The sequence below is a fragment of the Thiocapsa bogorovii genome, assembly GCF_021228795.1.
GTDB classification, from domain to species: domain Bacteria; phylum Pseudomonadota; class Gammaproteobacteria; order Chromatiales; family Chromatiaceae; genus Thiocapsa; species Thiocapsa bogorovii.
The window spans coordinates 5595096-5618466 of record NZ_CP089309.1 but is presented as its reverse complement, the minus strand read 5'-3'; the positions used below and the strand labels follow the sequence as shown (position 1 = coordinate 5618466).

32 protein-coding genes and 1 pseudogene are annotated in these 23371 nt (G+C 63.4%); 31 read left to right on the top strand and 2 right to left on the bottom strand.

The window, feature by feature from the left end:
• Positions 1-31: 31 nt before the first annotated feature.
• The 3 genes from LT988_RS25035 (at position 32) to LT988_RS25025 (ending at position 1716) form a co-directional block, all read left to right on the top strand.
• Positions 32-433 carry an MbcA/ParS/Xre antitoxin family protein gene (locus tag LT988_RS25035; protein WP_232408210.1) on the top strand — a complete coding sequence of 134 codons (402 nt, stop codon included), beginning with the start codon at positions 32-34 and terminating at the stop codon, positions 431-433.
• Positions 414-1115: an RES family NAD+ phosphorylase gene (locus LT988_RS25030; RefSeq protein ID WP_232408209.1), complete on the top strand. Its 702-nt coding sequence runs from the start codon at positions 414-416 to the stop codon at positions 1113-1115. The genes LT988_RS25035 and LT988_RS25030 overlap by 20 nt, the downstream gene beginning before the upstream one ends.
• A gap of 85 nt (positions 1116-1200) precedes the next feature.
• Complete coding sequence (locus tag LT988_RS25025) at positions 1201-1716, top strand: MOSC domain-containing protein (RefSeq protein ID WP_232408208.1); 516 nt, start codon at positions 1201-1203, stop codon at positions 1714-1716.
• 398 nt (positions 1717-2114) lie between these two features.
• On the opposite strand, the gene LT988_RS25020 is transcribed toward LT988_RS25025, so the two are convergent.
• Positions 2115-2423 carry a monooxygenase gene (locus LT988_RS25020; RefSeq protein ID WP_232408207.1) on the bottom strand — a complete coding sequence of 103 codons (309 nt, stop codon included), beginning with the start codon at positions 2421-2423 and terminating at the stop codon, positions 2115-2117.
• Positions 2424-2596: 173 nt separating this feature from the next.
• Between LT988_RS25020 and LT988_RS25015 the strand changes: the two are divergent.
• The 28 genes and pseudogenes from LT988_RS25015 to LT988_RS24885 all read left to right on the top strand — a co-directional run.
• Positions 2597-2839, top strand: a pseudogene (locus LT988_RS25015) (IS1634 family transposase); the annotation flags it as partial.
• Positions 2776-3819, top strand: a complete 1044-nt coding sequence (locus LT988_RS25010; protein WP_232408206.1) for an FAD-dependent oxidoreductase — start codon at positions 2776-2778, stop codon at positions 3817-3819. The pseudogene LT988_RS25015 and the gene LT988_RS25010, both read left to right, overlap by 64 nt.
• Before the next feature lie 322 nt (positions 3820-4141).
• The gene (locus LT988_RS25005; RefSeq protein ID WP_232408205.1) at positions 4142-4411 is read left to right on the top strand and encodes a type II toxin-antitoxin system Phd/YefM family antitoxin; all 270 of its coding nucleotides are present in this window, start codon (positions 4142-4144) and stop codon (positions 4409-4411) included.
• A gap of 4 nt (positions 4412-4415) precedes the next feature.
• On the top strand, positions 4416-4742 hold the full coding sequence (locus tag LT988_RS25000) for a type II toxin-antitoxin system RelE/ParE family toxin (RefSeq protein WP_232408204.1): 327 nt from the start codon (positions 4416-4418) through the stop codon (positions 4740-4742).
• A gap of 314 nt (positions 4743-5056) precedes the next feature.
• Positions 5057-5341: a PLP-dependent transferase gene (locus LT988_RS25430; protein ID WP_332460590.1), complete on the top strand. Its 285-nt coding sequence runs from the start codon at positions 5057-5059 to the stop codon at positions 5339-5341.
• Between the two features lie 264 nt (positions 5342-5605).
• Entirely contained in the window at positions 5606-5803 is a 198-nt protein-coding gene (locus LT988_RS24995) for a chaperone modulator CbpM (protein WP_232408203.1), read from the top strand.
• Positions 5804-5916: 113 nt separating this feature from the next.
• On the top strand, positions 5917-6510 hold the full coding sequence (locus LT988_RS24990) for a hypothetical protein (RefSeq protein ID WP_232408202.1): 594 nt from the start codon (positions 5917-5919) through the stop codon (positions 6508-6510).
• A gap of 715 nt (positions 6511-7225) precedes the next feature.
• Positions 7226-8686, top strand: coding sequence for a F0F1 ATP synthase subunit beta (gene atpD, locus LT988_RS24985; RefSeq protein ID WP_232408201.1), 1461 nt, complete (start codon positions 7226-7228; stop codon positions 8684-8686).
• The gene (locus tag LT988_RS24980; protein ID WP_232408200.1) at positions 8683-9072 is read left to right on the top strand and encodes a F0F1 ATP synthase subunit epsilon; all 390 of its coding nucleotides are present in this window, start codon (positions 8683-8685) and stop codon (positions 9070-9072) included. Before atpD ends, LT988_RS24980 begins: the two co-directional genes overlap by 4 nt.
• The gene (locus tag LT988_RS24975) at positions 9065-9403 is read left to right on the top strand and encodes an AtpZ/AtpI family protein (protein WP_232408199.1); all 339 of its coding nucleotides are present in this window, start codon (positions 9065-9067) and stop codon (positions 9401-9403) included. Before LT988_RS24980 ends, LT988_RS24975 begins: the two co-directional genes overlap by 8 nt.
• Positions 9396-9728, top strand: a complete 333-nt coding sequence (locus LT988_RS24970; RefSeq protein WP_232408198.1) for an ATP synthase subunit I — start codon at positions 9396-9398, stop codon at positions 9726-9728. The genes LT988_RS24975 and LT988_RS24970 overlap by 8 nt, the downstream gene beginning before the upstream one ends.
• Positions 9709-10404, top strand: coding sequence for a F0F1 ATP synthase subunit A (locus tag LT988_RS24965; protein ID WP_232408197.1), 696 nt, complete (start codon positions 9709-9711; stop codon positions 10402-10404). Before LT988_RS24970 ends, LT988_RS24965 begins: the two co-directional genes overlap by 20 nt.
• 30 nt (positions 10405-10434) lie before the next feature.
• The gene (locus LT988_RS24960) at positions 10435-10716 is read left to right on the top strand and encodes a F0F1 ATP synthase subunit C (protein WP_232408196.1); all 282 of its coding nucleotides are present in this window, start codon (positions 10435-10437) and stop codon (positions 10714-10716) included.
• Positions 10717-10719: 3 nt separating this feature from the next.
• Positions 10720-11496: a F0F1 ATP synthase subunit delta gene (locus tag LT988_RS24955; RefSeq protein ID WP_232408195.1), complete on the top strand. Its 777-nt coding sequence runs from the start codon at positions 10720-10722 to the stop codon at positions 11494-11496.
• A gap of 141 nt (positions 11497-11637) precedes the next feature.
• Positions 11638-12207 (top strand): four helix bundle suffix domain-containing protein, encoded by a 570-nt coding sequence (locus LT988_RS24950; protein ID WP_232408194.1) that lies wholly within the window; start codon positions 11638-11640, stop codon positions 12205-12207.
• Positions 12208-12406: 199 nt separating this feature from the next.
• Positions 12407-13981 (top strand): alternate F1F0 ATPase, F1 subunit alpha, encoded by a 1575-nt coding sequence (locus LT988_RS24945; protein WP_232408193.1) that lies wholly within the window; start codon positions 12407-12409, stop codon positions 13979-13981.
• Between the two features lie 90 nt (positions 13982-14071).
• Entirely contained in the window at positions 14072-15421 is a 1350-nt protein-coding gene (locus LT988_RS24940) for a DUF2254 domain-containing protein (protein ID WP_232408192.1), read from the top strand.
• A gap of 18 nt (positions 15422-15439) precedes the next feature.
• A complete protein-coding gene (locus tag LT988_RS24935; protein ID WP_232408191.1) occupies positions 15440-15808 on the top strand; it encodes an HPF/RaiA family ribosome-associated protein in 369 nt (122 codons plus the stop codon).
• Positions 15805-16749: a F0F1 ATP synthase subunit gamma gene (locus tag LT988_RS24930; protein ID WP_232408190.1), complete on the top strand. Its 945-nt coding sequence runs from the start codon at positions 15805-15807 to the stop codon at positions 16747-16749. Before LT988_RS24935 ends, LT988_RS24930 begins: the two co-directional genes overlap by 4 nt.
• 30 nt (positions 16750-16779) lie before the next feature.
• Positions 16780-17094 (top strand): DUF1840 domain-containing protein, encoded by a 315-nt coding sequence (locus LT988_RS24925; protein ID WP_232408189.1) that lies wholly within the window; start codon positions 16780-16782, stop codon positions 17092-17094.
• Positions 17095-17370: 276 nt separating this feature from the next.
• The gene (locus tag LT988_RS24920; protein ID WP_232408188.1) at positions 17371-17526 is read left to right on the top strand and encodes a hypothetical protein; all 156 of its coding nucleotides are present in this window, start codon (positions 17371-17373) and stop codon (positions 17524-17526) included.
• 209 nt (positions 17527-17735) lie between these two features.
• A complete protein-coding gene (locus LT988_RS24915) occupies positions 17736-17990 on the top strand; it encodes a DUF2254 family protein (RefSeq protein WP_232408187.1) in 255 nt (84 codons plus the stop codon).
• 296 nt (positions 17991-18286) lie between these two features.
• Positions 18287-19324 carry an NADP-dependent oxidoreductase gene (locus LT988_RS24910; protein ID WP_232408186.1) on the top strand — a complete coding sequence of 346 codons (1038 nt, stop codon included), beginning with the start codon at positions 18287-18289 and terminating at the stop codon, positions 19322-19324.
• Between the two features lie 17 nt (positions 19325-19341).
• Entirely contained in the window at positions 19342-19803 is a 462-nt protein-coding gene (locus LT988_RS24905) for a type 1 glutamine amidotransferase family protein (protein ID WP_232408185.1), read from the top strand.
• Positions 19757-20707 carry an IS1595 family transposase gene (locus LT988_RS24900; protein WP_232406520.1) on the top strand — a complete coding sequence of 317 codons (951 nt, stop codon included), beginning with the start codon at positions 19757-19759 and terminating at the stop codon, positions 20705-20707. Before LT988_RS24905 ends, LT988_RS24900 begins: the two co-directional genes overlap by 47 nt.
• Positions 20701-21102 (top strand): type 1 glutamine amidotransferase domain-containing protein, encoded by a 402-nt coding sequence (locus LT988_RS24895; protein ID WP_269752084.1) that lies wholly within the window; start codon positions 20701-20703, stop codon positions 21100-21102. The genes LT988_RS24900 and LT988_RS24895 overlap by 7 nt, the downstream gene beginning before the upstream one ends.
• 200 nt (positions 21103-21302) lie before the next feature.
• Positions 21303-21776, top strand: a complete 474-nt coding sequence (locus tag LT988_RS24890; protein WP_232408183.1) for a transposase — start codon at positions 21303-21305, stop codon at positions 21774-21776.
• 164 nt (positions 21777-21940) lie between these two features.
• The gene (locus LT988_RS24885) at positions 21941-22744 is read left to right on the top strand and encodes an IS701 family transposase (protein WP_456300851.1); all 804 of its coding nucleotides are present in this window, start codon (positions 21941-21943) and stop codon (positions 22742-22744) included.
• Positions 22745-22979: 235 nt separating this feature from the next.
• On the opposite strand, the gene LT988_RS24880 is transcribed toward LT988_RS24885, so the two are convergent.
• Positions 22980-23351, bottom strand: a complete 372-nt coding sequence (locus LT988_RS24880; protein WP_232408181.1) for a hypothetical protein — start codon at positions 23349-23351, stop codon at positions 22980-22982.
• Positions 23352-23371: the final 20 nt, after the last annotated feature.

Here is a 23371-nt window from a genome sequence, read left to right as displayed (position 1 = left end):
GATGAAATACTCCATATTTGGAGCTTATGAAATGAGCGCACTCCCGCATCCCCAAACCGGTTTCGATCCGGAGCGACTCTCCAGTGCCGCCTTGCAGGCATTCTTTAATCTTTCCGAACGTTGGGGGCTCACAGCCGCTCAGGAGCGGATTCTGCTCGGCAACCCGCCGGAATCGACCTTCTTCAAATGGAAGGCGGAGAAGACGGCCCGGCGGCTTGGGCGGGACGTCCTGGATCGTATCAGTTACCTGCTCGGAATCGCCAAGGCGTTGAGCATCCTCTTGCCGTCGCCGCGTGCGGCCGACGAATGGGTGAAGAAGCCCAATATGGCGCCGCTGTTTCATGGGCAGTCGGCGCTTGACCGGATGCTCGGCGGCAGCCTGGTCGATCTCGCGGACGTGCGGCGGTATCTCGATGCCCAGCGGGGACTCTGATCCGCAGCGTCCGCCGTGTTGCGATCTGGACTGGACGCACCAGTACCGCATCGTCTCCTCGGAGTTTCCGCCCATCAACCTCTTCGAGACGCTCGTGGACCCGGATCTGATGGACGAGCTGTTCTATCTCGAAGGGCTGACCAACGAGCGCTTGCGCGACGAGGTGGGGGCGATCGCACTGGTCGATCGCGAAGACCGTGTCTGTGGTCCAGGTTCGACGCCGGTGATGGCCGCGTTCACGCATATCGGCGTGGCGAGCCGATTCAGCGACGGCAGCTTCGGTGTGTATTACGCGGCCAAGACCCTGCACACGGCTATCGCGGAGACGCGTTACCACCGCGCCCGGTTTCTTGCCTACACACGAGAGGACGCCGGGGAGATCGACATGCGGGTTTACGTGGGGGAAGTGGCGAAGCCCTTGCACGATGTCCGGGGCGCGGACTACGACGATCTGCATGACCCGGACGATTGGCGGCCATCTCAAGCATTTGGCTTGGCGATGCGTGCGGTGCGGTCTTGGGGGATTGTCTATCGGTCGGTGCGGGATCCTGGCGGCGAGTGCATCGCCGCGCTGCGGCCACCGGCGGTCACCATCCCTCGGCAGGGCCCCCATCTCTCCTATGTCTGGGATGGCGCCCGGATCGTCCGGGTCTACCGCAAGACGCTGATCCAGTCATCGTGACACCTCCCTCAACCACAGCCGGGCCTTTTCATTCTGCTCACCGATGCCGCCAAGTCGTCATGCCGGTGTCACGAGGGATCGCTTCATGTTTCTTGACCGGCTGAGGGCGTGGCTCGAGGGTTTCTTTCGGCGTTTCCGACGAGTGCCCGGCGGTCGCGTGACGGCGATCTTCGTCGCGGATGCGGCCGGGGCGCCGATGCGGGCATGCGAGCGGACCCTGGCGCTTGTCGACCAAGGGTTGGCAGAGGATCGCTATGCCTTGGGCCGTGGCTTCTGGCGGCTCACCGACGGCTGTCAGGTCACCCTGATCCTGGCCGAGGATCTGCAGCGCGCCGAGCGCCGGCATGGTCTGCCGCTCGACACCGGGCAACATCGGCGCAACCTGGTCGTATCCGGGCTGGTCGGAGTTCAGCTGCGGGGCCGGAGCCTGCGCATCGGCGAGGCCCTGTTGGCGTGGCATCGGGTGCGCCCGCCCTGCGGGTATCTGGATCGGGTCTCCGGCCGAGGGATGGCGAAGGCGCTCGGGCGTTACGGCGGGCACTGCCTGCGCGTGCGCGAGGGCGGGCTGATCCGGGTGGGTGACGAGGTAACCGTGGTCTGACGCCGAGCGAATCGCCGGGCCGGCATGTTCGACAGGGGGTGTCGCATCGTCGTGTCATCCTCCGCACGACCCGATCTCGATTCCCGCTTCCTAAACAAGATCGGCCTGGGTCTCGATCCCCGAAGAGGGCGCGCGCGAGTGGTGACCACGTAGATGAACCAATGACAACATCGGTGAGACCGATCCTGTGCGTCGCCCTGCTCGGTGCCGGGATCGTCATGCGCGCCCCGGCCGACACCGAAATCCGTCGCCCTATCCCAGGGCCAACACGCCTGACTATGGATCGGGGCGGTGGTTGCAGCGGGAGCGCTGAAGCGGACGTCGGCCGCGTCGGCGGTCGTGGCCGACTCCGCTGACCGGCATGATCGTGAATTGCGTCGTCACCCGCCGGCCATGCTTCAAGGTGCGAGTGGTGCACCGTCGATCGCCGAGAGCTCCCGATTTACCTCGAAGAGCTTGGCGTTGACGTGCGGAACACCGAAGCCGACGAGCCGCTCGGTATGCATCGCCAGATAGGCTTCGGCGCTGCGCCGGTCGGTGAAGAGGTAGATGCCGCCGGCCTCGCCCGTCTCGGGGTTCTCGGTCCAGATCTTCCAGAGCAGGCCGGGCTCTTGCGCGATGGATTCGGCGAGGCCCTGCAGGGTGGCGCTCATCTCGGCGCCCCAGGGGCCTTGGAAGGGGAAGTCGATCTGTAGGAGGATGGGCATCGGGACCTCTCTTTGGCGCGGTGGCGGGTAAGGCTCATGAGTCTACTGCACGGGCGCTCTGCCGGCCGAGGCGCTCCCCGAGACGGTGTCGGTCGTTTGTACTCCGACACCAGGCGACAAAACACCGACTTGGTTCGCACGGGGGAGCATGACAATGGGCCGGAAATTAGATGCATTTGCTGCGCTCCAATCTCACCGGCAACGATCCCGTTCAACTCTGGACCTGGTATATCCAACTGACCGAAGTCGAACAGGCGTTCAAAGAACTCAAAGGTGACCTGAGTCTTCGCCCGATTTACCACCAATTGGATCGGCGCATCGATGCACACATTTTTGTCGCCTTCCTGGCCTATTGTCTCCAAGTCACCCTGAAGGCCCGTCTGCGCCCCCTCGCTCAGGGTCTGACCCCAAGGTCCGGCCCGACATCGACGGCCTGGCCGCCGCCGGCTACCTGAACAACGAGACCGTCTTCGAGCTGACGGCGCTGCCGCCCAGCCTGCTGGTCATCGGCGGCGGGCCGCTCGGCTGCGAGCTCGCCCAAGCCTTTGCGCGCTTCGGCTGCCGCACCCTCATCTGCCACAGCGAACCGCTGTTCCTGCCGAAGGAAGAGCGCGACGCCGCGCAGATGGTCTCCCACGCCCTGGCCCACGACGGCGTCGAGATCCATCTCAACTCCACCGTCGTCGCCGTTCGCCTGGAGGGTGGCCGCAAGCACGTCACGATGATCAACGACGGCAACACCGCGACGACGGTGGTCGATGAGATCCTGACCGGCATCGGGCGCCTGCCGGCCGTGCAGGGGCTGGACCTGGAGGCCGCTGGCGTGGCCTACGACGAGGCGACAGGCATTGAGGTCGACGACTTTCTGCGCACCAGCAATCCGCGCATCTTCGCCGCCGGCGACTGCTGCCTGGAGCACGCCTACACCAACACGGCCGAGGCCTCGGCACGCATCGTGGTGCGCAACGCACTGTTTCGCGGTCGCCAGCGCCTGAGCGCACTGACGGTGCCCTGGTGCACCTACACCGACCCGCAGGTGGCTCACGTCGGCCTGTCCGTGCGGCAGGCGCGCGCGCAGCACATTCCCGTCAAGACCTACACGGTGCCGCTGCACGACGTGGTGCGCGCGATCACCGATGGCGAAGAAGAAGGTTTCGTGAAGATCCATGTCCGCGAAGGCACCGACCGCATCCTCGGTGCCACCATCGTCGGGCGCACCGCCGGCGAGCTGATCAACACCATCTCGCTGGCGATGGTGACCGGGCTGGGCCTGAGCCGCCTCGCCCGGGTGATCCACGCCTACCCCACACAGGGCGAGGCGGTCCGCCAGGCCGCGCAGGCCTGCGCGCTGTCGCTGGCCCGGCCGGCACTGTTGCGGAAGCGGGAGACACCTTGACTATGGACGCGCCATGACCGTCGGCAGACCGCACTGAAGCGCAAGCAGAGTCGGTCGGGCGCTTTCGGCCCGGAGCCGCCGTCCGCCGCTGATCGGTCAGAGACCGCAAACCACCCCATTTCGGACTCCCCGCACGCGCGCCGCGATATCACGCGCTGCGGCCGAGATTGCGGATCTGGCGTAAGCCCCCCCGCGGGAGCGGTTATCATTGCGGTCTCCATCCGAATTTCTCCCTTTGGCTACCTTCCGGTTGTCAGCGATGTTGGCAGACCACTTAACAGGTGCTACTTTCTGCACCAAACAAGTCCTGAGATCGGTATCCATGAGCGTGAAATTCTCCGAAGACGTGGTCCCATTGACTGACCTCAAGGTCAACCCTGGTCGCGTGGTCAAACACGCTGTCGAGGCCCATCGGCCCGTACTGCTCACCAGCAGAGGACGCGGGGTCGCCGTCATGCAGTCCGTGGCCGACTACGAGCAGGCTGCGGACGAGCGCGCCTTCATGCGCGCGGTGGTCGCAGGTTTGGCCGACTTGGACGCCGGCCGCGAGGTCTCCCTCTCCGAGGCCAAGGCCAGATTCGGCTTGGGCTAGAGGCATGGGCGCTGCCAGGATCAGCTTCGCCGAATCCGCGCTCAGCGACTTGGCGGGCATCCGGGAATGGTACGCCGAAGAAGCAGTGCCGGAGGTTGGCGACCGGCTCATCGCCGAGATGTTTCAACGCGTGGAGGTGCTCGCCGACCAACCGGACATCGGGCGGATCGTTCACGAGTTTGGTCAACCCTTCCTGCGCGAGCTGATCCACCCGCCCTTTCGGGCCGTCTATCGCCGGGACCCGGAGCGGGTTCGGATCGTCCGTGTCTGGCGCAGCGAACGGTTGTTGCGGCTGCCGGCATCGGCCAAGTCCCAGAACCCCGCAGGTTGACCATTGCATGCACGGGCGCCGGCCGGCCGCGATTTGGCAAGGCTCAAACCCCGCGGCGAGCGGTTTCCATGTCGACGCGCCTCGGCTAGCACACTCATCGACAACCACCAAAGGAAGCGGACCGCAGCATGAAAAATGCGACAACTGCCTTGGAACTTACCGCTAAGCGATAATGATGGAAAAGACCCTCGGGACGAATCAAGCCGCTCTGTTGGACTGGCTCCTCGGGCATTGGCTTGACCAGGGTCCGGCAATCGCTTTCATCAAAGGCTTTGCCGGCACCGGCAAGAGTGAGGTGGCGCGAGGCCTGATCGATCGAGCCCCTGGCGCTGGGCGCCGACGTGGTGATTCATTCACTGACCAAGTACATCAATGGGTCCGGACCTCTGTACCACCTCTCAGCCGCTGTCGCAACGCAGAAAAGTAGCCGAGAATCGGGTGGGCAAATCTTAGAGATTCGTGACGAGAGACTGTTGGAAACAACAGCCGAGCCGCTGTCACGCCCGCACGTATCGAAGCCGGCGCGTCCCCCCGCCGAAGGCTTCCGACAGGATTCCTGCGAGTGCTCGCGCTTCGAGGCCGAAGGCTGCGTGCGATAGCGTACAGACGGCATGGCGCTGCTGAGCTAGGTTGAGTGAACGGAGTCCAAGAGCCTCTCGACACCAGCACACGCCCAGTCAGCCCTCGCCTTCTCACGGCGTTCGCACGACAGCGGCGTGGCGCTTGACGCTTTTCCACTTAGACTCATAGTCCGTCGCAAGACGCGACCGGATGCCGCAAGCCACCAGCGGGAGGGTTGATGGAATTCAAGGACTATTACGCCGTGCTCGGACTGGAGCGCACGGTCGCTCAGGATGAGATCAATGGAAGGCGCACTGACGCCGAGCGGCGAAGACCCAGAGTGTTGGCATTTCGGCGGGGCGACGCTCAGACGCGCGCGGGTGGCGTTGCGTCTCACGCGCGATCTGGAGTTGAACGCGGCCAGCACGGCACTCGTGCTCGACCTGCTCGATGAGATCGACGCGCTCAGATCACGGCTTCGCCGCCTCGGTGGGGACTGAGCGACGACCACGAACATGCCGGCGGGCAATGCGGACGATCTTGTCCGCGATCTCTTCCGCGATCTCTTCCGGTGAGAGGCCGACTGGTACCACCAGGGTTCCATGGTGTCTCAATGAAACACCTTCATGCGTGGACGGTCAGCGGCGCGCGCCTCTCAAACCGTATCGCGAATTACTGGAGCTATGTCGTTGTGAAAACTATCAATTGCGAAAGACTCACTGTGCCATTGCGGTTCTTCTGGGTGTTGCTGAGTTGGCTGCCCCTTGCCCCGGTCATGGCCGCCGACTGGCAGGGTACCTTGTCGGATGGTTCGCATGTCGAGGTGGATGCGGCCACGCATCGGGCCTGGCATCGACAAGGAGACAGGGTGGAGCCCTTGTGGGATGGCGTGCACCAACTCCAGGATGGCTCGGTGGTGATCGTCCGCCATGGCACCGCGGTGCCCACCCAGCGGATGCTGGAGACCTGGATGCATTCACCCGAGGAGGAATCACGGCTCGCGACATCGGCTTGTGACGATTTGGTCAAACAGGTCTGCGGCGAGGACAACCGCTGCGCGACGTCGCAACCCTGTGGTCTGGCGCATCAGTTACGCGACATGGCGGAGGGCAAGTTGGCCAAGGGGACGGGCGCTGATGCTCGAATCGATACCGGTGACCAATGCCGCGAGGCGCTCGCGGATCCGTTCTTTGTGCGCTGCGATTGATCCATCGGCTTCCGCCAAGGCGCTTATGTGCGGCAGCGTACCGACAGCCAGCACCACTGCGCCTATAAGAAAAAATGTCGCAATGGTTCAGTCGGAGGCTGTGAGATAAGCGTTCTGGCCCATTTCAGAGACAGGCATCAAACCAAATCCTGAGTGGAATTTGACCATGTTGCAATCCGCGCCCGGCTAAGCCGGGCGAAACCGCACGGAAGAGGTTATGCCTTTTCCGTGCGAAATTATCCCCCTAAAGGGGGAGGTTTCAACCAGAGGATTTTCGATGAAACGCATGAGCCTTCGCACGACGTCGAGCGCTGCCCTCTTTCTCGTCGGAACGATCGCGGTAGCCGGCGCATTCGCCCAACCGCCTCAAGGCGCGTACGGTCCGGGCTACGGCATGGGTCCGGGCATGATGGGTGGCTCCGGCCCTGGGTACGGACCAGGTTCCGGCAACGGTCCGGGCTACGGCATGGGTCCCGGCAGGATGAACGGCTACGGTCCTGGAAATGGTCAGGGTTCGGGGTACGGCATGGGTCCCGGCATGATGAAAGGGCACGGCCCTGGAAATCGTCAGGGTCCGGGGTATGGCATGGGTTCCGGCATGATGAACGGGTACGGCCCTGGAAACGGTCCGGGTCCGGGCTACGGACAGGGACCCGGTTTCAATCGGACCAGATAACCTCATGCGCCGCTTGAGGCGCAAGTAGGGGGAGCCGGCGTGGACCAAAGCACGGACCAGAACACCCCGTTGGCCAATCGCGGCCTGGTGGTTGCGGTGCGCGGCAGCGTCGTGGATCTGCGCTTCGATGCGCATCTGCCCTCGATCTATCGGCTGCTGCGCGCCGGGTCGGACGGCCGGATCCGCATCGAGGTCTTGGCGCAATTGGATGCCCATCATGTGCGCGGCATCGCCCTGACACCGACGCAGGGGCTCGCGCGCGGCATGTGGGTGGAGGACAGCGGCGGGCCGCTGATGGCACCGGTGGGCAACGGCATCCTCGGGCGCATGTTCGACGTGTTCGGCAACGCCATCGATCGCCAGCCGGCGCCCACCGAGATCCAATGGCGCTCCGTGCATCGCGCGCCGCCACCGCTCGCGCGGCGTTCCACCCAGTCCGAGGTCTTCCAGACCGGCATCAAGGTCATCGATGTGCTGGTCCCGCTGGAGCGCGGCGGCAAGGCGGGCCTGTTCGGCGGGGCGGGCGTGGGCAAGACCGTGCTGCTCACCGAGATGATCCACAACATGATCGGACACCACGCCGGCGTCAGTCTCTTTTGCGGCATCGGCGAGCGTTGTCGCGAAGGCGAGGAGCTCTACCGCGAGATGAAGGACGCCGGCGTCCTGCCCAACATGGTGATGGTCTTCGGCCAGATGAACGAGCCGCCGGGCAGTCGCTTTCGCGTCGGTCATGCCGCACTGACGATGGCCGAGTATTTTCGCGACGACGAGCAGCGCGATGTCCTGCTGCTGATCGACAATATCTTCCGCTTCATCCAGGCCGGTATGGAAGTGTCCGGCCTCATGGGTCAGATGCCTTCGCGCCTGGGCTATCAGCCAACCATGGGGACCGAGTTGTCTGGGCTGGAGGAGCGCATCGCCAACACCGATGCCGGGGCCATCACCTCGATCCAGGCGGTCTATGTGCCGGCGGACGATTTCACCGACCCGGCCGCGGTCCATACCTTCTCCCATCTCTCCGCCTCCATCGTGCTCTCGCGCAAACGGGCGGGCGAAGGGCTGTATCCGGCCATCGACCCGCTGCAATCGAGCTCGCGGATGGCCACGCCGGGCATCGTCGGCAAGCGGCATTACGCCCTGGCGCAGGAGATCCGGCGCACCCTCGCCCAATACGCGGAGTTGAAAGACATCATTGCCATGCTCGGCTTGGAGCAACTGTCGCCGGAGGACCGCAACCTGGTCGCCCGCGCCCGCCGACTGGAACGCTTTCTCACCCAACCCTTCTTCACCACCGAACGCTTCACCGGCCTCACCGGCAAGCTCGTCAGCCTCGCCGACGCGCTCGACGGCTGCGAGCGCATCCTGAACGATGAATTCAAGGACGTCCCCGAGGGCGCGCTCTACATGATCGGGACGGTGGATGAGGCGAAGGACAAGGAGAAGGACAAGGAGAAGGACAAGGAGAAGGAGAAGGAGAAGGAGAAGGAGAAGACGTCATGAATTTGAAAATTTTGTTGCCGTTTCGCATCTTCGCCGAGATCACCGAGGTGACGCGGATCGTCGCGGAGACGCCGGATGGTTCCTTCGGGCTCCTGCCACGTCGATTGGACGGTGTTGCGGCGCTGGCGCCCGGGATTCTGATCTACGAAACCGAGGCCGAGGGCGAGGTCTGTCTGGCCGTGGATGCCGGGGTGCTGGTCAAGACCGGCCCTGAGGTGCTGGTGTCCGTGCGGCGGGCGATCCGCGGCACCGACCTTGGCCAATTGCGTGCGACGGTTGAGCGGGAGTTTATGATCCTGGACGAGCGCGAGCAGGAGATGCGCGCCGTGATGGCGAAACTGGAGTCCGGATTTCTGCGCCGTTTCGTGAGTCTGCAACATGACTGAGCCTCCAGAGAGAAAGCACTCGGACACGGCTCCGACCCTCGCCGGACAGATCGGCGACAAGGCCGCGCGCAAGCTCAAGGCTCGTCGCAACCCCACGCCGGGGGTCTGGTTCGGCCTCGGCATGATGGGGCTGATCGGCTGGTCGGTGGCGGTGCCGACACTGCTCGGCGCGGCGCTTGGTCTGTGGCTCGACAAACAACATCCGGGTAGCCACTCCTGGACGCTGGCGCTGCTGGTTGGCGGGCTCGCGCTCGGCTGTTTCAATGCCTGGCATTGGGTCGCCAAGGAAGAGCGGGCGATGCGCGAAGAGCAGGAGGACGGCGATGAATGAAATGCTGAGCCCATTGCTGGAACTGGTGCTGGCCGGGGCCGCGGGCCTGGCGCTCGGGGCGGTCTTCTTCGGCGGTCTTTGGTGGACGCTGCGCAAGAGCCTCAATTCCCCGCGGCCGGCGCTTTGGCTTCTGGGCAGCGCGCTGGCGCGGATGAGTCTGGTGCTGGTCGGCTTGTACCTGGTCTCCGGCGGCCAATGGCAACGCCTGCTGGCCGGTCTCGCCGGCGTCATCTGCGCGCGTTTTATCGTCCTGGGACTCACCGGCCCGGGTGATGACCATCAGACCGTCGCGAAGGAGGCCCGGAATGCGCCTGAGTCCCGATGAGATCATCTTCTGGCAGTACGGGTTTCTAAAGCTCAACGCGACCATCGTGTTCACCTGGGCGCTCATGCTCGTGCTGGTCGTCGGCTCGATCCTCGTCACGCACAAATTATCCAGGGATCTCAGCCGTTCGCGCTGGCAGAACCTGCTGGAGATCCTCGTCACCGGAATCGAGAAACAGATCCTGGAGGTCGGACTGCACGACGTGCGGACTTATCTCGGCTTTCTCGGCACCCTGTTCCTGTTCGTCGCCGCGGCCAGCCTGGCCACCATCATCCCCGGCTACGAGCCGCCGACGGGCTCGCTCTCGACCACGACCGCCCTCGCCCTCTGCGTGCTGGTGGCCGTGCCCTTTTTCGGCATCGCAGAACAGGGACTCGGCGGCTATCTCAAGTCCTACATGGAGCCGACCTTCATGATGCTGCCGTTCAACCTCATCAGCGAGGTCTCGCGCACCTTGGCCCTGGCGGTGCGGCTGTTCGGCAACATGATGAGCGGGGCGATGATCATCGCCATCCTGCTCACCATCACACCCTTCTTCTTTCCGATCCTCATGACGGCGCTCGGTCTGCTCACCGGCATGGTGCAGGCGTACATCTTCAGCATCCTGGCCGCCGTTTACATCGCGGCCGCGACGCGCACGCGCAAGCCAAAGCCGCAGCCGGCACCCACGCCATGAGATACCTACTCAACCACCCGAGGATTTATCATGGATAGCTTGACCTTGATCGCGGTGTCGTCGATCGTCATCGCCGGCCTCACCACAGGCTTCGGCACCATGGGACCGGCGCTCTCGGAAGGCCGAGCGGTGGCGACCGCGCTGACGGCACTGGCGCAGCAGCCCGACGCCTCGGCCACCATCACCCGTACCCTGTTCGTGGGTCTGGCGATGATCGAGTCCACGGCCATCTACTGCTTCGTGGTCTCGATGATCCTCATCTTCGCAAACCCCTTCTGGAACCTCGCCATCGCCCAGGTCGCCGGGAAGTAGGCCATGCTCATCGACTGGTTCACCGTCGGCGCGCAGGTGATCAACTTTGTCGTCCTGGTGTGGTTGCTGAAGCGTTTTCTTTATCGCCCCATCCTCGACGCCATCGACGCGCGCGAGCAGCGGATCGCCGCGGAGCTGGCGGACGCCGACGCCAAACGCGCCGAGGCCCGGCAGGAGCGCGAGACCTTCCAGCACAAGAACCAAGAATTTGACCAGCAGCGCACGGCACTCTTTGCGCACGCCATGGACGAGGCGAAGACCGAACGCCGGCGTCTGCTCGATGAGGCCCGGCAGGCCGCCGACGCCTTGCGTGCCAAGCGGCAGGACGCGTTGCGACAGGAGGCCGATCAAGTCAATCAGGCCCTCCTGCACCGGACGCAGCAGGAAGTCTTCGCGATCGCGCGCAAGACGCTGAGCGATCTCGCCGGGGCGAGTCTGGAAGAGCGTCTGGTTGAGGTATTGATCGAGCGCCTGGGGGCGCTGGAGGGCGAGGCGCACGCAGTGCTCGCCGAGGCGCTGAAGACGACGTCAGAGCCGGTGCGTGTACGCAGTGCATTTGAGCTGCCGCCCGCGCAACGTGCGACGATCCAAACGGCGCTCAACAGCACATTTGAAACCGAGGCTCCGGTCCAGTTTGAAGCTGGGCCGGATCTGGTCGGCGGGATCGAGTTGACCGTGAATGGTCAACAGGTCGGCTGGAGCATTGCGGATTATCTGAGGTCGTTGGAGCAGGAGGTTGGGGATCTGCTGAATTTGCAGGGTGGGGCGGGTGTACACTGAATGGCTTCAAAGACTTCAAGGACCACAAAGACTTTAAGGACTGCAAAGACATCAAGGACTTCAAGGACCGATTGGCTCAGTTGTCGTTGTAGTCTCTGAAGTCCTTGCAGTCCTTCTCTCGACAAACCAAGGAGCAACCCCATGCCCACCGGCTTCATCCCAACCCACGGCGGTTACAGGAACCTGCTCTCCCATCAAAAAGCCGAAATCGTCTACGACGCTACGGTCCATTTCTGTCAACGATTCGTTGAAAAGCGCGACCGCACCTACGACCAGATGGTGCAGGCCGCCCGATCCGGCAAACAGAACATCATCGAGGGCAGCATGGCATCCGGTACCTCTAAGGAAATGGAGATCAAGCTGACCAATGTCGCCCGTGCCAGCCTGGAAGAGCTGCTGGCCGACTATCGCGACTTCCTGCGCGTGCGCGGGATTGAGGAGTGGCCCAAGGAGCACCCTTACGCGCTTCGGCTGCGTGAGCTGAACCGCATTCCCGGCGCGACTTACGAGACCTTTCGCAAAGGTATCGAGCATCCGGAGCCGGCCATCTGCGCCAACGTCGTCATCGGGTTGATTCGGGTCACGAGCCTGCTCTTGAGTCGGCAGATTCAGTCGCTCGAGGCCGCGTTTGTCGAGCAAGGCGGGATGCGTGAGCGGATGACCAGGGCACGCTTGACTGAGCGCGATCGGCAGCGAGGGAGGGGGCGGTGAGATTTGAGGACTTTAAAGACTTTAAGGACCACAAAGACTCCAAGGACAACAAAGAAAGGACAACAAAGACTTCAAGGACTTCAAGGACCGCTTGGCTCAGTTGTCTTTGTGGTCCTTGAGGTCCTTGAAGTCTTTTCTTTGCAGTCCTTGATGTCCTTGAAGTCCTATTAGTCCTTGAAGTCCCCAAGAGCCCTAACCCATGCCAGCAACCCTCCAGCCCCTATTCGACCAGACCTTCGCCGCCATCAGCCGGGCAAGAGACGCCTTTGTGCCTCAACTCAAGCCACACGAGATCGGCACCATCGCCACCGTCTCCACCGGCATTGCCAAGGTCGCCGGTCTACCCGGCGTCGGCTTCGAGGAGCTGCTCGCGTTTCCCGGTGAGGTGTTCGGCATCGCCTTCAACCTGGATCCGGACGAGATCGGCGTGGTCGTGCTCGGCGATTATTGGCAATTACACGCCGGCGATACGGTGGAGCGCACGGGCCGAGTCATGGACGTGGCCGTTGGAGACGCTCTACTGGGGCGCGTCATCGATCCACTCGGCCGACCGCTCGATGGCCTGGGTCCGCTGACCACCAGCAAGCGCCTGCCGATCGAGCGCCCCGCCGCGGCCATCATGGACCGCGCGCCCGTCACCGTTCCGCTGCAGACCGGGCTCAAGGTCATCGACGCCCTCATCCCGATCGGACGCGGCCAGCGCGAGCTGATCCTCGGTGACCGCCAAACGGGCAAGACCGCTATCGCGATCGACACCATCCTCAACCAGCGCGGCAAGGATGTCGTGTGTGTCTATTGCGCCATCGGCCAGCGGGCGTCCGCCATCGCCAAAACGCTGGCGACGTTCCGGCAACAGGGTGCGCTGGACTACACCTTGGCGGTCGTGACCGAGGGCAACGACGCGCCGGGGCTCACCTATATCGCCCCCTATGCCGCGACCAGCATCGCCGAGCATTTCATGGAACAAGGCCGCGACGTGCTGATCGTCTATGACGACCTCACCCACCATGCCCGCGCCTATCGCGAGCTGTCGCTGTTGCTGCGCCGCCCGCCCGGTCGCGAGGCCTTCCCCGGCGATATCTTCTACATCCACTCGCGCCTGCTGGAGCGCGCCACGCACCTGCGGGAAGAGCTCGGCGGGGGCTCGCTCACCGCACTGCCTGTCATCGAGACCGAGGCACAAAACATCTCCGCCTACATTCCAACCAACCTCATCTCCATTACCGACGGGCAGATCTACCTCTCGCCGTCGCTGTTCGAATTGGGCGTGCTGCCCGCGGTCGATGTCGGGCAATCCGTCTCGCGCGTCGGCGGGAAGGCACAGAGGGCGGCCTACCGCGCGGTGGCGGGCGATCTGAAGCTCGCTTACGCACAGTTCGAGGAGCTCGAGACCTTTGCCCGCTTCGGTGCCCGCGTGGATGAAGACACCCAGGGCCGCATCGCGCATGGGCGGCGCATCCGCGCCTGCCTCAAGCAGCCGGAATTCGCCCCGGTATCGATGCCCGCGCAGATCACCATCCTGCTGGCCCTGACCGCCGGGCTCTTCGACGCGGTGCCGCTCGAGCGGATGCCTGAGGCCGAGCAGGCGTTGCAGGAGGCGGCGACGACAATCCCGGAGGACGTCAGCGAGCGGTTGGTGAGCGCCGATGCCTTGAGCGAGACGGATCGTCAAACCATCGTCGAGATCGGGCGCGGGGCGCTCGCCGGGTTCCAGTCCCAGCCTGACTCCGAGCCCGAGCCCGAGCCCGAGCCCGAGCCCGAGCCCGAGGTGTAAGATTAGCGCGGCTGGATGGCGACGGAATCCAGGCTAAGCTTAAAGCCGCAGGGGCACGCGCCAGCGACATCACGATAAGGATCGCAGAGCATGATCACGAAACTCCGCCATGGGTGGCAATCGATGCGGTCGAGCTTCTGGTTCGTCCCCGCCCTGATGGTGGTGGATACCGTGGTGCTGGCGATCCTCCTGATCACCGTGGACACGAGCGTTGATCTGCATCTGGTCGCGCGCTGGCCGCTGCTTTTCGGCGCCGGTGCGGCCGGCGCCCGTGGTCTGCTCACGACCGTTGCCAGCTCCATGATCACGGTGGCCGGGGTGGTGTTCTCGATCACCCTCGTGGCCCTCTCGCTGACCTCCAGTCAGTACACCTCGCGGGTCATTCGCAACTTCATGCGCGACCGCGTAAATCAGTGGGTGCTCGGCGTCTTCCTCGGCATTTTCGCCTACTGCCTGGTGGTCCTGCGAACGATTCGCGAGGCTGACGAAGGGGCCTTTGTCCCGACGCTGGCGGTGCTGACCGGACTGCTGCTCGCCTTCGTCGGGATCGCGGTCCTGATCCACTTCATCCATCACATTGCAACCTCCATCCAGGCGTCGAGCATCGTTGCCACGGCCGCGCAGGAGACCCTCGCGGCCGTGGATCATCTGTTTCCCGAGGCGTTGGGAGACGATAACGGCGAAGGTGCGGACGACACCCTGACGCGTGCGCTCGCCGGGCAGCCCTGGTCGGCCGTCCCGGCCGGCAAGACCGGCTACATCGAGAGTCTCGACATGGACGCGCTGCTGGACGTCGCCCGGACACTGGAGACCATCCTGCGGATGGAGCATGGCGTCGGCGAATTCGTCGTCTCGGATACACCCTTGGTCTCGCTGATCGATCCGGGTGAGCTGGACGAGGCGACGACGGCCAGACTGAACGCGGTCTTCGTCATCAGTCCCCAGCGGACGGTGGAACAGGATGTCGCCTTCGGTATCCGCCAGGTCGTGGACGTCGCCATGAAGGCCCTGTCGCCCGGCATCAACGACACCACGACCGCGGTGATGTGCGTGGACTATCTGGCGGCGATCCTGACTCGGCTGGCGGCGCGCCGGATCGGGACTCCGCACGCGTTTGAAGAGGGTGAACTGCGGGTCATTGCCCGCGGCCCAAGCTTCGAGGGCCTAATGAGCGAGGCCTTCGATCAGATCCGGCAGAACGCCGAAGGCAATGTGGCCATCCTGCTGCGGCTGCTTGGCGCGCTGCAAACCATCGCCGGCCAGACCGCCAGCCCGAACCGGCGCTGGGTGCTCCGACAAAAAGTCGATGAGATCGCCGAGGCAGCCGAGCGCAGCATTGCCTCGCCGCATGACCGCGACCGGCTCACGCATCGGCTGGTGCGGGTTCGCCAAGCCCTGGTCGCGGAGCCGTTATCGATTGTCCGGACGAACCAGCACTGACATAGTGAGGAGAACCACATGCAGATCCAAATCAATACAGATCGCCATATTGAAGGGCACGAGCGGCTGGCCGCGTGGGCCAGTGGCGTCGTGGAGCAGGCGCTGAGTCGAGTCAGCGATGGCATCACGCGAGTGGTGGTCCATCTCAGCGACGAGAACGGCGACAGGAGCGGCCAGCACGACCAGCAATGTGTGATGGAAGCCCGCCTCGAAGGCCGCCAGCCGATCGCCGTGACGCACCAAGCCGCGACCATGGATCAGGCCGTCAACGGTGCCGCGGAGAAGTTGACCGGCGCCATCGACAGCATCATCGGGCGGCAGCGCGATCAGCGACGTCGCCAAGCCGAACCGCTCCCGACGGAGGCGACACCGCCGGACGACCTGTGAGCGACACCACAGCCGGCCTGCGCCACAAGCTCAAGAGCGCCGGCGACCTCCAATCCGTCGTCCGCACCATGAAGTCGCTGGCGGCGTCGAGTATCGTCCAGTATGAACAATCGGTCAGCGCGTTGGGCGACTATGCGCGCACCGTGGAGCTGGGTTTGAGCGTCTGCTTCCGGGACATCGGCAACGCGGACGCGCTGATTGGCGCAGCCAAAGGCGCGGATGCGGGCGTGACCGGCGCGGTCGTCTTCGGCTCGGATCAGGGACTGGTGGGCCAGTTCAACGATCTGGTGGCCGATCATGCGGTGCAGACGCTGCAAGGGCTGACTGATTCGCCGTGGGATCAATCACGGAGCCAGTTGCGAGTCTGGGCGGTCGGCGAGCGCGTGCAGGCGCGTTTGGCGGACGCTGGGTTGCCTGTGGTCGGTCTCTTCAATGTGCCGAGCTCGGTCGCGGGCATCACCCCGCTGGTCGGAGAGATTCTGGTGGAGACCGAGGCGCACCAGCGTCAGGGCGAATTCAGCGCGCTCCACCTCTTTTACAACAGACCCACCTCCGCAGCGGTCTATACGCCCGTCGATCAGCGACTGCTGCCGTTGGACGATGCCTGGCGGCGCTCGCTGGCCGAAGCCCCCTGGCCGACGAACAACCTGCCCGAGGTCATCGGGGGCTACTCTGGGGGCGAAACCGGGACCCTGCGGGCGCTCATCCGCGAGTATCTATTCGTCTCGCTCTTTCGGGCCTGCGCCGAATCCCTCGCCAGCGAGAACGCCAGCCGACTCGCCGCGATGCAGCGCGCGGACAAGAACATCGAAGACTTGCTCGAGACACTGAACGAGACCTTCCATCGACTGCGCCAGAGCGGCATCGACGAGGAGCTGTTCGATGTCATCGCCGGCTTCGAGGCACTCGCCGGACCGCGGCGGTCAGAGCAACGCCGATGACCGCCTCATCAAGACAGGAGTGAAACAACCATGTTGATCACATTCAAAACCAAGGCCTACGCCAGCATCACGATGTTCGGCGATGTCGCCATCGCATTGCTCGAACGGATGGGGCATAGCGGAAGCGTGCCCGGCGCCCTCATGGCCGACGATGTGCCGGCTGCCCTGGCGCATCTGAAGGCGGCGGTCCAGGCGCAACCCGACGAGCCCCTGGATCCGACCAACGGCCCAGCGAATGATGAGGAGGAAGGCGGGCAAATCAGCCTCGCCCATCGGGCATTACCCCTGATCGAGCTGCTCACCGCCGCCGCCGCGGAGCACGAAAATGTGATGTGGGACGTCTGATCGGGTAGCCTCGGCCAGCGGCCGAGCACCGAAGTCGAGCGCGAGGGCCGCACAGCGGACGACCGACGCCATCGCGATCGAGCGGCTCGCGCGGCCCGACGCTCGGTCGCCGCGGAGGTGCCGAAGGCGTGATCGGAGCCGCCCGATCTCATCGAGCAGATCGAGCACGAGGGCCGTGCCGGCGGCGTACAATTCCAGGCCGCGTGTTAGTCGCAACGACACACGCGTGCGCGTTGACCTATTGCCGCTGAAGCGCAGACGCTCCGCCTCATCGGGATGACGTCATCGCGGATACTCCTTGCGCTCTGGCTGATCGTCGGGCTGCTGCTGTTCGCGCCGATCGCGATGCCGGTTCTTGCGATTCCGGTCCTCGGTGTGGTCTCCGCGCTGTGCGTGGCGACCGTGATGATCCATAAGCAGAAACAGCTCTGAACCGATGAGGGTTTTGACCATGAAACGCATGAGCCTTTGATCGAAGCAGTCCATCAACGGGATCGACGCGCGGATCAGTATTACGGAGGGGTCGCCGATCATGATCATGAGACTCCGGCATGGGTGGCGAGCGATGCGGTAGAGCTTCTGGTTCGTCCCCGCCATGATGGTGGTGGACGCCGTGGTACTGGCGATCCTCCCGATCACCCTTGACACCGGCGTCGATCTGCAGCTGGCCGCTGCTCTTCGGCTCCGGCGCGGCCGGCGCCCGCGGTCTGCTGACCACCGTTGCCAGCTCCATGATCACGGTGGCCGGGGTGGTGTTCTCGATCACCCTCGTGGCCCTCTCGCTGACCTCCAGTCAGTACACCTCGCGCGTCATTCGCAACTTCATGCGCGACCGCGTCAATCAGTGGGTACTCGGCGTCTTTCTCGGCCGAGCGCAGCATCGCGTCCCCGCATGACCACGACCGGCTCACGAACCGGCTGATACGGGTGCGCGAAGCCCTGCTGGCGGCGCCGGTCTTGTTCGTTCGGACCAACCAGGACTGAAACAGGGTCGGCGGGCGGCTGCCGCGCCCTGACCGCCCACCGGTGACAAATGGCGCGGTCACCTTCTTAAGTTCGCTAGCGCACTGAAGACGCGGTCCGTTCGGCATAGGGTGCAGATAACCGAGTGCAATCGTTGGCATGTCGCTCAAAAACTGGAACGCGACCGCGATTTCTGGAACCCAAATCAACACAGACAAGAACCGTCATCATGAAGCAAACGAACAAAACAAACCGCCGCCTCGTTCTTTCAGAGCGACCCAAAGGGGTCCCGACAGAGAGTACATTGACGCTCCAGACAGAAGATGTCCCTTCGCCCCAAGCGGGTGAAATGTTGCTTCGCACGGAATTCCTTTCGCTTGATCCCTACATGCGTGGGCGGATGAGCGATGCTCCGTCCTATGCACCTCCGGTCAACATTGGCGAGGTGATGGTTGGGGGAACCGTCGCGCAGGTAGAAATATCCAAACTCGATGGTTTCAAGAAAGGAGACTGGGTTCTCAGCGCAAACGGCTGGCAGGATTACGCCCTATCGAACGGAGAAGGGGTGACTTCCCTGGGCCGTGATCCGGAGCATCCGTCTTGGGCTTTGGGTGTGACAGGCATGCCTGGATTCACGGCATGGGCCGGTCTCACGAAGATCGGCAAGCCGATAGCGGGAGAGACTCTCGTCGTCGCAGCCGCAACCGGGCCAGTGGGCGCCACCGTCGGGCAGATTGGAAAGATTCTCGGATGCAAGGTGATCGGCATCGCAGGTGGCGGGGAGAAATGTGAATACGCGGTGAAGACGCTTGGGTTGGATGTGTGTCTTGATCATCGATCTTCCGACTTCAGCAAAGAGTTGGTCGATGCAACTCCTGAAGGAATCGATGTCTATTTCGAGAGTGTTGGCGGCAAGGTCTTTGACGCTGTTCTCCCTCAACTCAATACCGGGGCGCGCGTGCCGGTGTGCGGCCTGGTCTCGCAATACAACGCCACAAGCCTCCCTGAAGGTCCTGATCGATTGGGTTACCTGATGGGGCAGATATTGCGCAAGCGGATCACCATGCGTGGCTTCATCATCTTCGAAGATTTCGGGTCCTTGTATCCTGAATTCGCAGAGGAGATGAGTCGCTGGCTAAAGGCTGGAAAAATCCACTACCGCGAGGAGATCATTGATGGATTGGAGCAAGCACCAGCGGCCTTTATTGGTATGCTGAATGGTAAAAATTTCGGAAAATGCGTGATTCGCGTCGGCCCTTCAAAATAAACGAGCCACAAAACGCTATGAAAATTCTCATCATTCTAACGTCGCACGAAAACTTGGGTGACACTGGCAAAAAGACTGGCTTCTGGCTCGAAGAATTTGCGGCTCCCTATTACGTCCTGCTTGATGCCGGGGCGCACATCACACTGGCGTCTCCGGCAGGCGGGAAACCACCTCTCGATCCGCAGAGTGATGTTCCCGATGCTCAAACCGCGGCAACGGAGCGATTCAAAAAGGACGATGGCGCCCAGAATGCACTGGCAAACACGACAAAGCTGGGGGAGATCGATGCCGACGGATTTGATGCGATCTTTTTCCCAGGTGGGCATGGCCCGCTATGGGATCTCCTGATTACCAACGAGACTCCGCAGGCTCACGTTTTGAGCCACCGGCGGTCGCACACTGGTGCCGTGACCACCACCGGGAGTCTGCACCATGGCCAAGAACCTCATCCAGTTTCAGAAGGGTCTGAGTTTGCCTGACTTTCTTGCGCAGTACGGCACCGAGGAGCAGTGCGCCGACGCTCTGTTCGGCTGGCGCTGGCCGGCGGGCTTCGTCTGCCCTGAGTGCGGACATGCCGAGGACTTCACGGCGCTGCGCACGCGCGAGCTGATGCAGTGCAGGCACTGCCACCACCAGACCTCGTTGACCGCCGGGACGATCTTCGCCTACACCAAGCTGCCCCTGACCGTCTGGTTTCTCGCCATGTATCTTCTCACGCAACAGAAAAACGCCATCTCCGCGCTTGAACTCAAGCGCCATCTCGGGGTGTCCTACCCCACGGCCTGGAAGGTCAAGCACAAGCTCCTGCAGGTCATGCTCGAACGCGACGCCGATCGCCAACTGAGCGGGGTAATCGAGATCGACGACGTCTACTGGGGCGGCGAGGTTCATGGCGGCACCCCCGGACGCGGCTCGCCCAACAAGACCCCCTTCGTTGCCGCCGTGGCCAAGAACGACAAGGGCCACCCGATCGCGCTGCGCATGAGCGTGGTTGCAGGATTCCGCAAGACCGAGTTGGCGCACTGGGCCGCCAAATTCATTCATCCCGACAGCATCGTCGTCAGCGACGGCCTCGCCTGCTTTCGCGGAATCGCGGATGCCGGCATCGAGCACCAGGCCATGGTGACCGGCAGCGGCGCCGGCGGCGTCGAGTTGCCCGAGCGCAAGTGGGTCAACACCATCCTCGGCAACGTGAAGACCGCGATGAGGGGCACCTATCATAAGGCCAGCTCCCAACATCTGCCGCGCTACCTCGCGGAGTTCTGCTACCGGTTCAATCGCCGCTTCGACCTGGCGGCCATGCTGCCGCGCCTCGGCATTGCGGCCGCGCGAACCCCGCCCATGCCCTACCGTCTGCTCAAGTTGGCTGAGGCTCATTGGTAATCAGGTGGGATCTTGCTGAGAACGCAGACAGCCAGCGCATGATCGAACTTTTCGTTGCAGATGATCGTCCTGTCGCCGCGGTGTGTCACGCGCCGGCGATCTTCAAGCACACGAAAGGGGCGGACGGAAAGTCTTTGGTTTCGGGCCGCCGCGTGACCAGCTTTACGAATACGGAGGAAGAAGGCGTAGGCCTCACGAACATTGTTCCGTTTCTTGTCGAAGACATGCTCAAAGCCAAAGGAGGACTCTATGAAAAAGGTCCGGATTGGGGTGCTTATGTGGTCGTTGATGGCAAGCTCGTGACCGGACAGAATCCTGCGTCTTCAGAATCTGCCGTAAAAGAGATGCTCAATCTCTTATCTGAAGTTTCTCACTTCGATGCAGCCATATCATAATATAAGCAACCACGAATAGGCGCGCATATTAGTGAAAGCTTATTGATAAACAACCTTGCTGCGGCGATGATCAAACGGGAATGAGGAGCGCGGACGAATCGAAGAATAATCAAGCGGTTGAAGATGAATGCAGGCTCGCTTCGGCGTATAATCAAAGGTGCTTAAGTCAATGATTAGAAACCCAATACGAGCTGCATTCGATGCCGATCCTACCCGTACTCGCCACCCAATTCCAGAGCCTTTTTCCGAACTCCGATCACGGCCGAGAACGCGCCCGCTGGTTCATTCTCACGCTGCAGGCCATCGTGCTGCCGATCACCGCCTCGCGCACCTCCAACCTGCTGCGCACCATCGCCACGCTCTTCGGCGTGGTGATCGGCGAGGCGAAGTACTACACCTTCATGGCCTCGGTGAAGCTGCCGTGGACGCGGGTCTGGGCGGTGCTCTGGCGGGCGATCCCCGACCCCCTCACCGACGGGCGTTTGGTGCTGGTGCTGGACGACTCGATCAATCCGAAGACCGGCACCAAGGTGTTCGCCTGCCAGCGCAGCTTCGACCATGCCGCCAAGACCAATCAAAGCCGCTTTGTGTGGGCGCAGACGATCGTCACGGTCGGGCTGCTGAAGGTCATTCCGGCATTATGTAGCAAACGCACATGGCTATCTATTCAATGACTTGGGCGCAACCTTGCGGTTCTTAGCCAGCCCCTGCAGCCGAGTTGTCTCCGAAATCCGTTAGATCCCGGCGACCACCCGACCCGCATGACATTGAATTTCCGCGCATCGCCGCGTAACCCATTGATCTGTAAATATGTGCGTTTGCTACATAATGCCGGGTCATTCACGGGCGCTGGTGCTGCCTGCCGTTGGCCTTCGCCTTTTACCTGCGCAAGGCGACCCTGGCGCTGCGCTGCGTGCGCATCCGCGCTCGGGCGCTGACCTTCGAGAGCAAGTTCACCCAGGCCGTGCGCCTGATCCGGAGCCTCGCCGGGGTCTTCCCGCGGGCGCCGATTCTGGTGGTCACCGACAGCTGGTTCGGCAACAACGGTTTGCTCAAGCCGTTGCGCCGGGCGCTCGGCTCCCGTGCCCATCTGCTCGCGCGCCTGCGCGTGAACGCGGTGCTCCATGATCTGCCGGTGGCCGCGCCGGGACGGGCCGGACGACCCCGCAAGTACGGTGAGCGCCTCGGCAGTGTCAAGGCGATGCAGACCGCGCTGCGGGCCACCGCGGGGACCTATTCGCTCAACCTCTACGGGCGGGTTCGCGACGTGGTGGCCGCCGAGCAGATGGTGATGCTCAAGACCCTGCGCTGCCGGGTGCGCGTGGTCTGGGTCTACAGACGCACCCAATGGATCGCGCTGGTGACCACGGACCTGACCCTGACGGTTGCGCAAATCATCGAAATCTACGGCGCGCGCTGGAAAATCGAGATTGACCAGACATGGTGCCTCCATAAATCACTCAGGCAGGGTCGAAGGAGGGATCGTCGCTCCCGACGCGGAGATGCCGCGCCCAGCGGCGGGGGACGCTGCGCAGGGCACGCAGGCGCTCGATCTCGGCGCCGTCGGCCCGAATCAACCATTGGCGGTGACCGCCCCGCTCGACGCGGCGGGCCTGCAGCACGCCTTTACGCAGCCAGCTGAACAGCGTGACCGCCGGCATGTCCAGTTCCAGCGCCAACTCGCGTAAGCTCCATTCGTCGGCCTGCCGATCGACCCAAGGTGCTTGTCGGCGCGTCGACGAACCCGCCGAGACGCCTTGGCGGGCGAGCAGATTGGCGACCATCGCGGCGTTGAAGGTCTGCCGCCGTTTGGCCGGATGCCACCGCTCGGCATTGAGTTGCCGCGCGATCTGCGCACAGGTCTGCCCCTCTTGATGTCAGCATAGAACACGCGCCGCCAGCTCGGGATAGGTGCTGAGCTGCTCCAGGCGCGCGACCGGGCGGGTCAGGCGTGCCCGGGTGCGGTGACCGCCGATCCAGTGCACCTCCACGGCGACCTGCTCGCTGTCGTCGACGACCGTGACGATGACTCGCTCCACGAGCAGTCGCACGATGGCTTGGCGCTCGTCGTTGCCGGTGGTCTCGGCGTTCCAGAGGGCGGGAAGGTCGCCGGCGAGTCGGCGGATCCGCGCGCGCTCCTCGGCCGACAACGCGGTCGGCTCGCTCGCCATGCAACGCGCATACTCGGCCTTGAGCTGATCCTCCGCGGCCAGGGCTGCCTCCCAATCCTGTTCCAGGGTGCGCGCCACCAGCCGATTCTCCGGCTCGA

Bases quoted from the DNA above. Each gene is read 5' to 3' on its own strand.
- LT988_RS25035 (WP_232408210.1), top strand. From the start codon at position 32: ATGAGCGCACTCCCGCATCCCCAAACCGGTTTCGATCCGGAGCGACTC.
- LT988_RS24940 (WP_232408192.1), top strand. From the start codon at position 14,072: ATGATCACGAAACTCCGCCATGGGTGGCAATCGATGCGGTCGAGCTTC.
- LT988_RS24975 (WP_232408199.1), top strand. From the start codon at position 9,065: ATGACTGAGCCTCCAGAGAGAAAGCACTCGGACACGGCTCCGACCCTC.
- LT988_RS24990 (WP_232408202.1), top strand. From the start codon at position 5,917: ATGAAACACCTTCATGCGTGGACGGTCAGCGGCGCGCGCCTCTCAAAC.
- LT988_RS24935 (WP_232408191.1), top strand. From the start codon at position 15,440: ATGCAGATCCAAATCAATACAGATCGCCATATTGAAGGGCACGAGCGG.
- LT988_RS24910 (WP_232408186.1), top strand. From the start codon at position 18,287: ATGAAGCAAACGAACAAAACAAACCGCCGCCTCGTTCTTTCAGAGCGA.
- LT988_RS24900 (WP_232406520.1), top strand. From the start codon at position 19,757: ATGGCCAAGAACCTCATCCAGTTTCAGAAGGGTCTGAGTTTGCCTGAC.
- LT988_RS24920 (WP_232408188.1), top strand. From the start codon at position 17,371: ATGACGTCATCGCGGATACTCCTTGCGCTCTGGCTGATCGTCGGGCTG.
- LT988_RS25005 (WP_232408205.1), top strand. From the start codon at position 4,142: ATGAGCGTGAAATTCTCCGAAGACGTGGTCCCATTGACTGACCTCAAG.
- LT988_RS25000 (WP_232408204.1), top strand. From the start codon at position 4,416: ATGGGCGCTGCCAGGATCAGCTTCGCCGAATCCGCGCTCAGCGACTTG.
- LT988_RS24960 (WP_232408196.1), top strand. From the start codon at position 10,435: ATGGATAGCTTGACCTTGATCGCGGTGTCGTCGATCGTCATCGCCGGC.
- LT988_RS25030 (WP_232408209.1), top strand. From the start codon at position 414: ATGCCCAGCGGGGACTCTGATCCGCAGCGTCCGCCGTGTTGCGATCTG.
- LT988_RS24995 (WP_232408203.1), top strand. From the start codon at position 5,606: ATGGAAGGCGCACTGACGCCGAGCGGCGAAGACCCAGAGTGTTGGCAT.
- LT988_RS24890 (WP_232408183.1), top strand. From the start codon at position 21,303: ATGCCGATCCTACCCGTACTCGCCACCCAATTCCAGAGCCTTTTTCCG.
- LT988_RS24945 (WP_232408193.1), top strand. From the start codon at position 12,407: ATGCCAGCAACCCTCCAGCCCCTATTCGACCAGACCTTCGCCGCCATC.
- LT988_RS25025 (WP_232408208.1), top strand. From the start codon at position 1,201: ATGTTTCTTGACCGGCTGAGGGCGTGGCTCGAGGGTTTCTTTCGGCGT.
- LT988_RS24980 (WP_232408200.1), top strand. From the start codon at position 8,683: ATGAATTTGAAAATTTTGTTGCCGTTTCGCATCTTCGCCGAGATCACC.
- LT988_RS24905 (WP_232408185.1), top strand. From the start codon at position 19,342: ATGAAAATTCTCATCATTCTAACGTCGCACGAAAACTTGGGTGACACT.
- LT988_RS24965 (WP_232408197.1), top strand. From the start codon at position 9,709: ATGCGCCTGAGTCCCGATGAGATCATCTTCTGGCAGTACGGGTTTCTA.
- LT988_RS24950 (WP_232408194.1), top strand. From the start codon at position 11,638: ATGCCCACCGGCTTCATCCCAACCCACGGCGGTTACAGGAACCTGCTC.
- LT988_RS24925 (WP_232408189.1), top strand. From the start codon at position 16,780: ATGTTGATCACATTCAAAACCAAGGCCTACGCCAGCATCACGATGTTC.
- LT988_RS25020 (WP_232408207.1), bottom strand. From the start codon at position 2,423: ATGCCCATCCTCCTACAGATCGACTTCCCCTTCCAAGGCCCCTGGGGC.
- LT988_RS24955 (WP_232408195.1), top strand. From the start codon at position 10,720: ATGCTCATCGACTGGTTCACCGTCGGCGCGCAGGTGATCAACTTTGTC.
- LT988_RS24970 (WP_232408198.1), top strand. From the start codon at position 9,396: ATGAATGAAATGCTGAGCCCATTGCTGGAACTGGTGCTGGCCGGGGCC.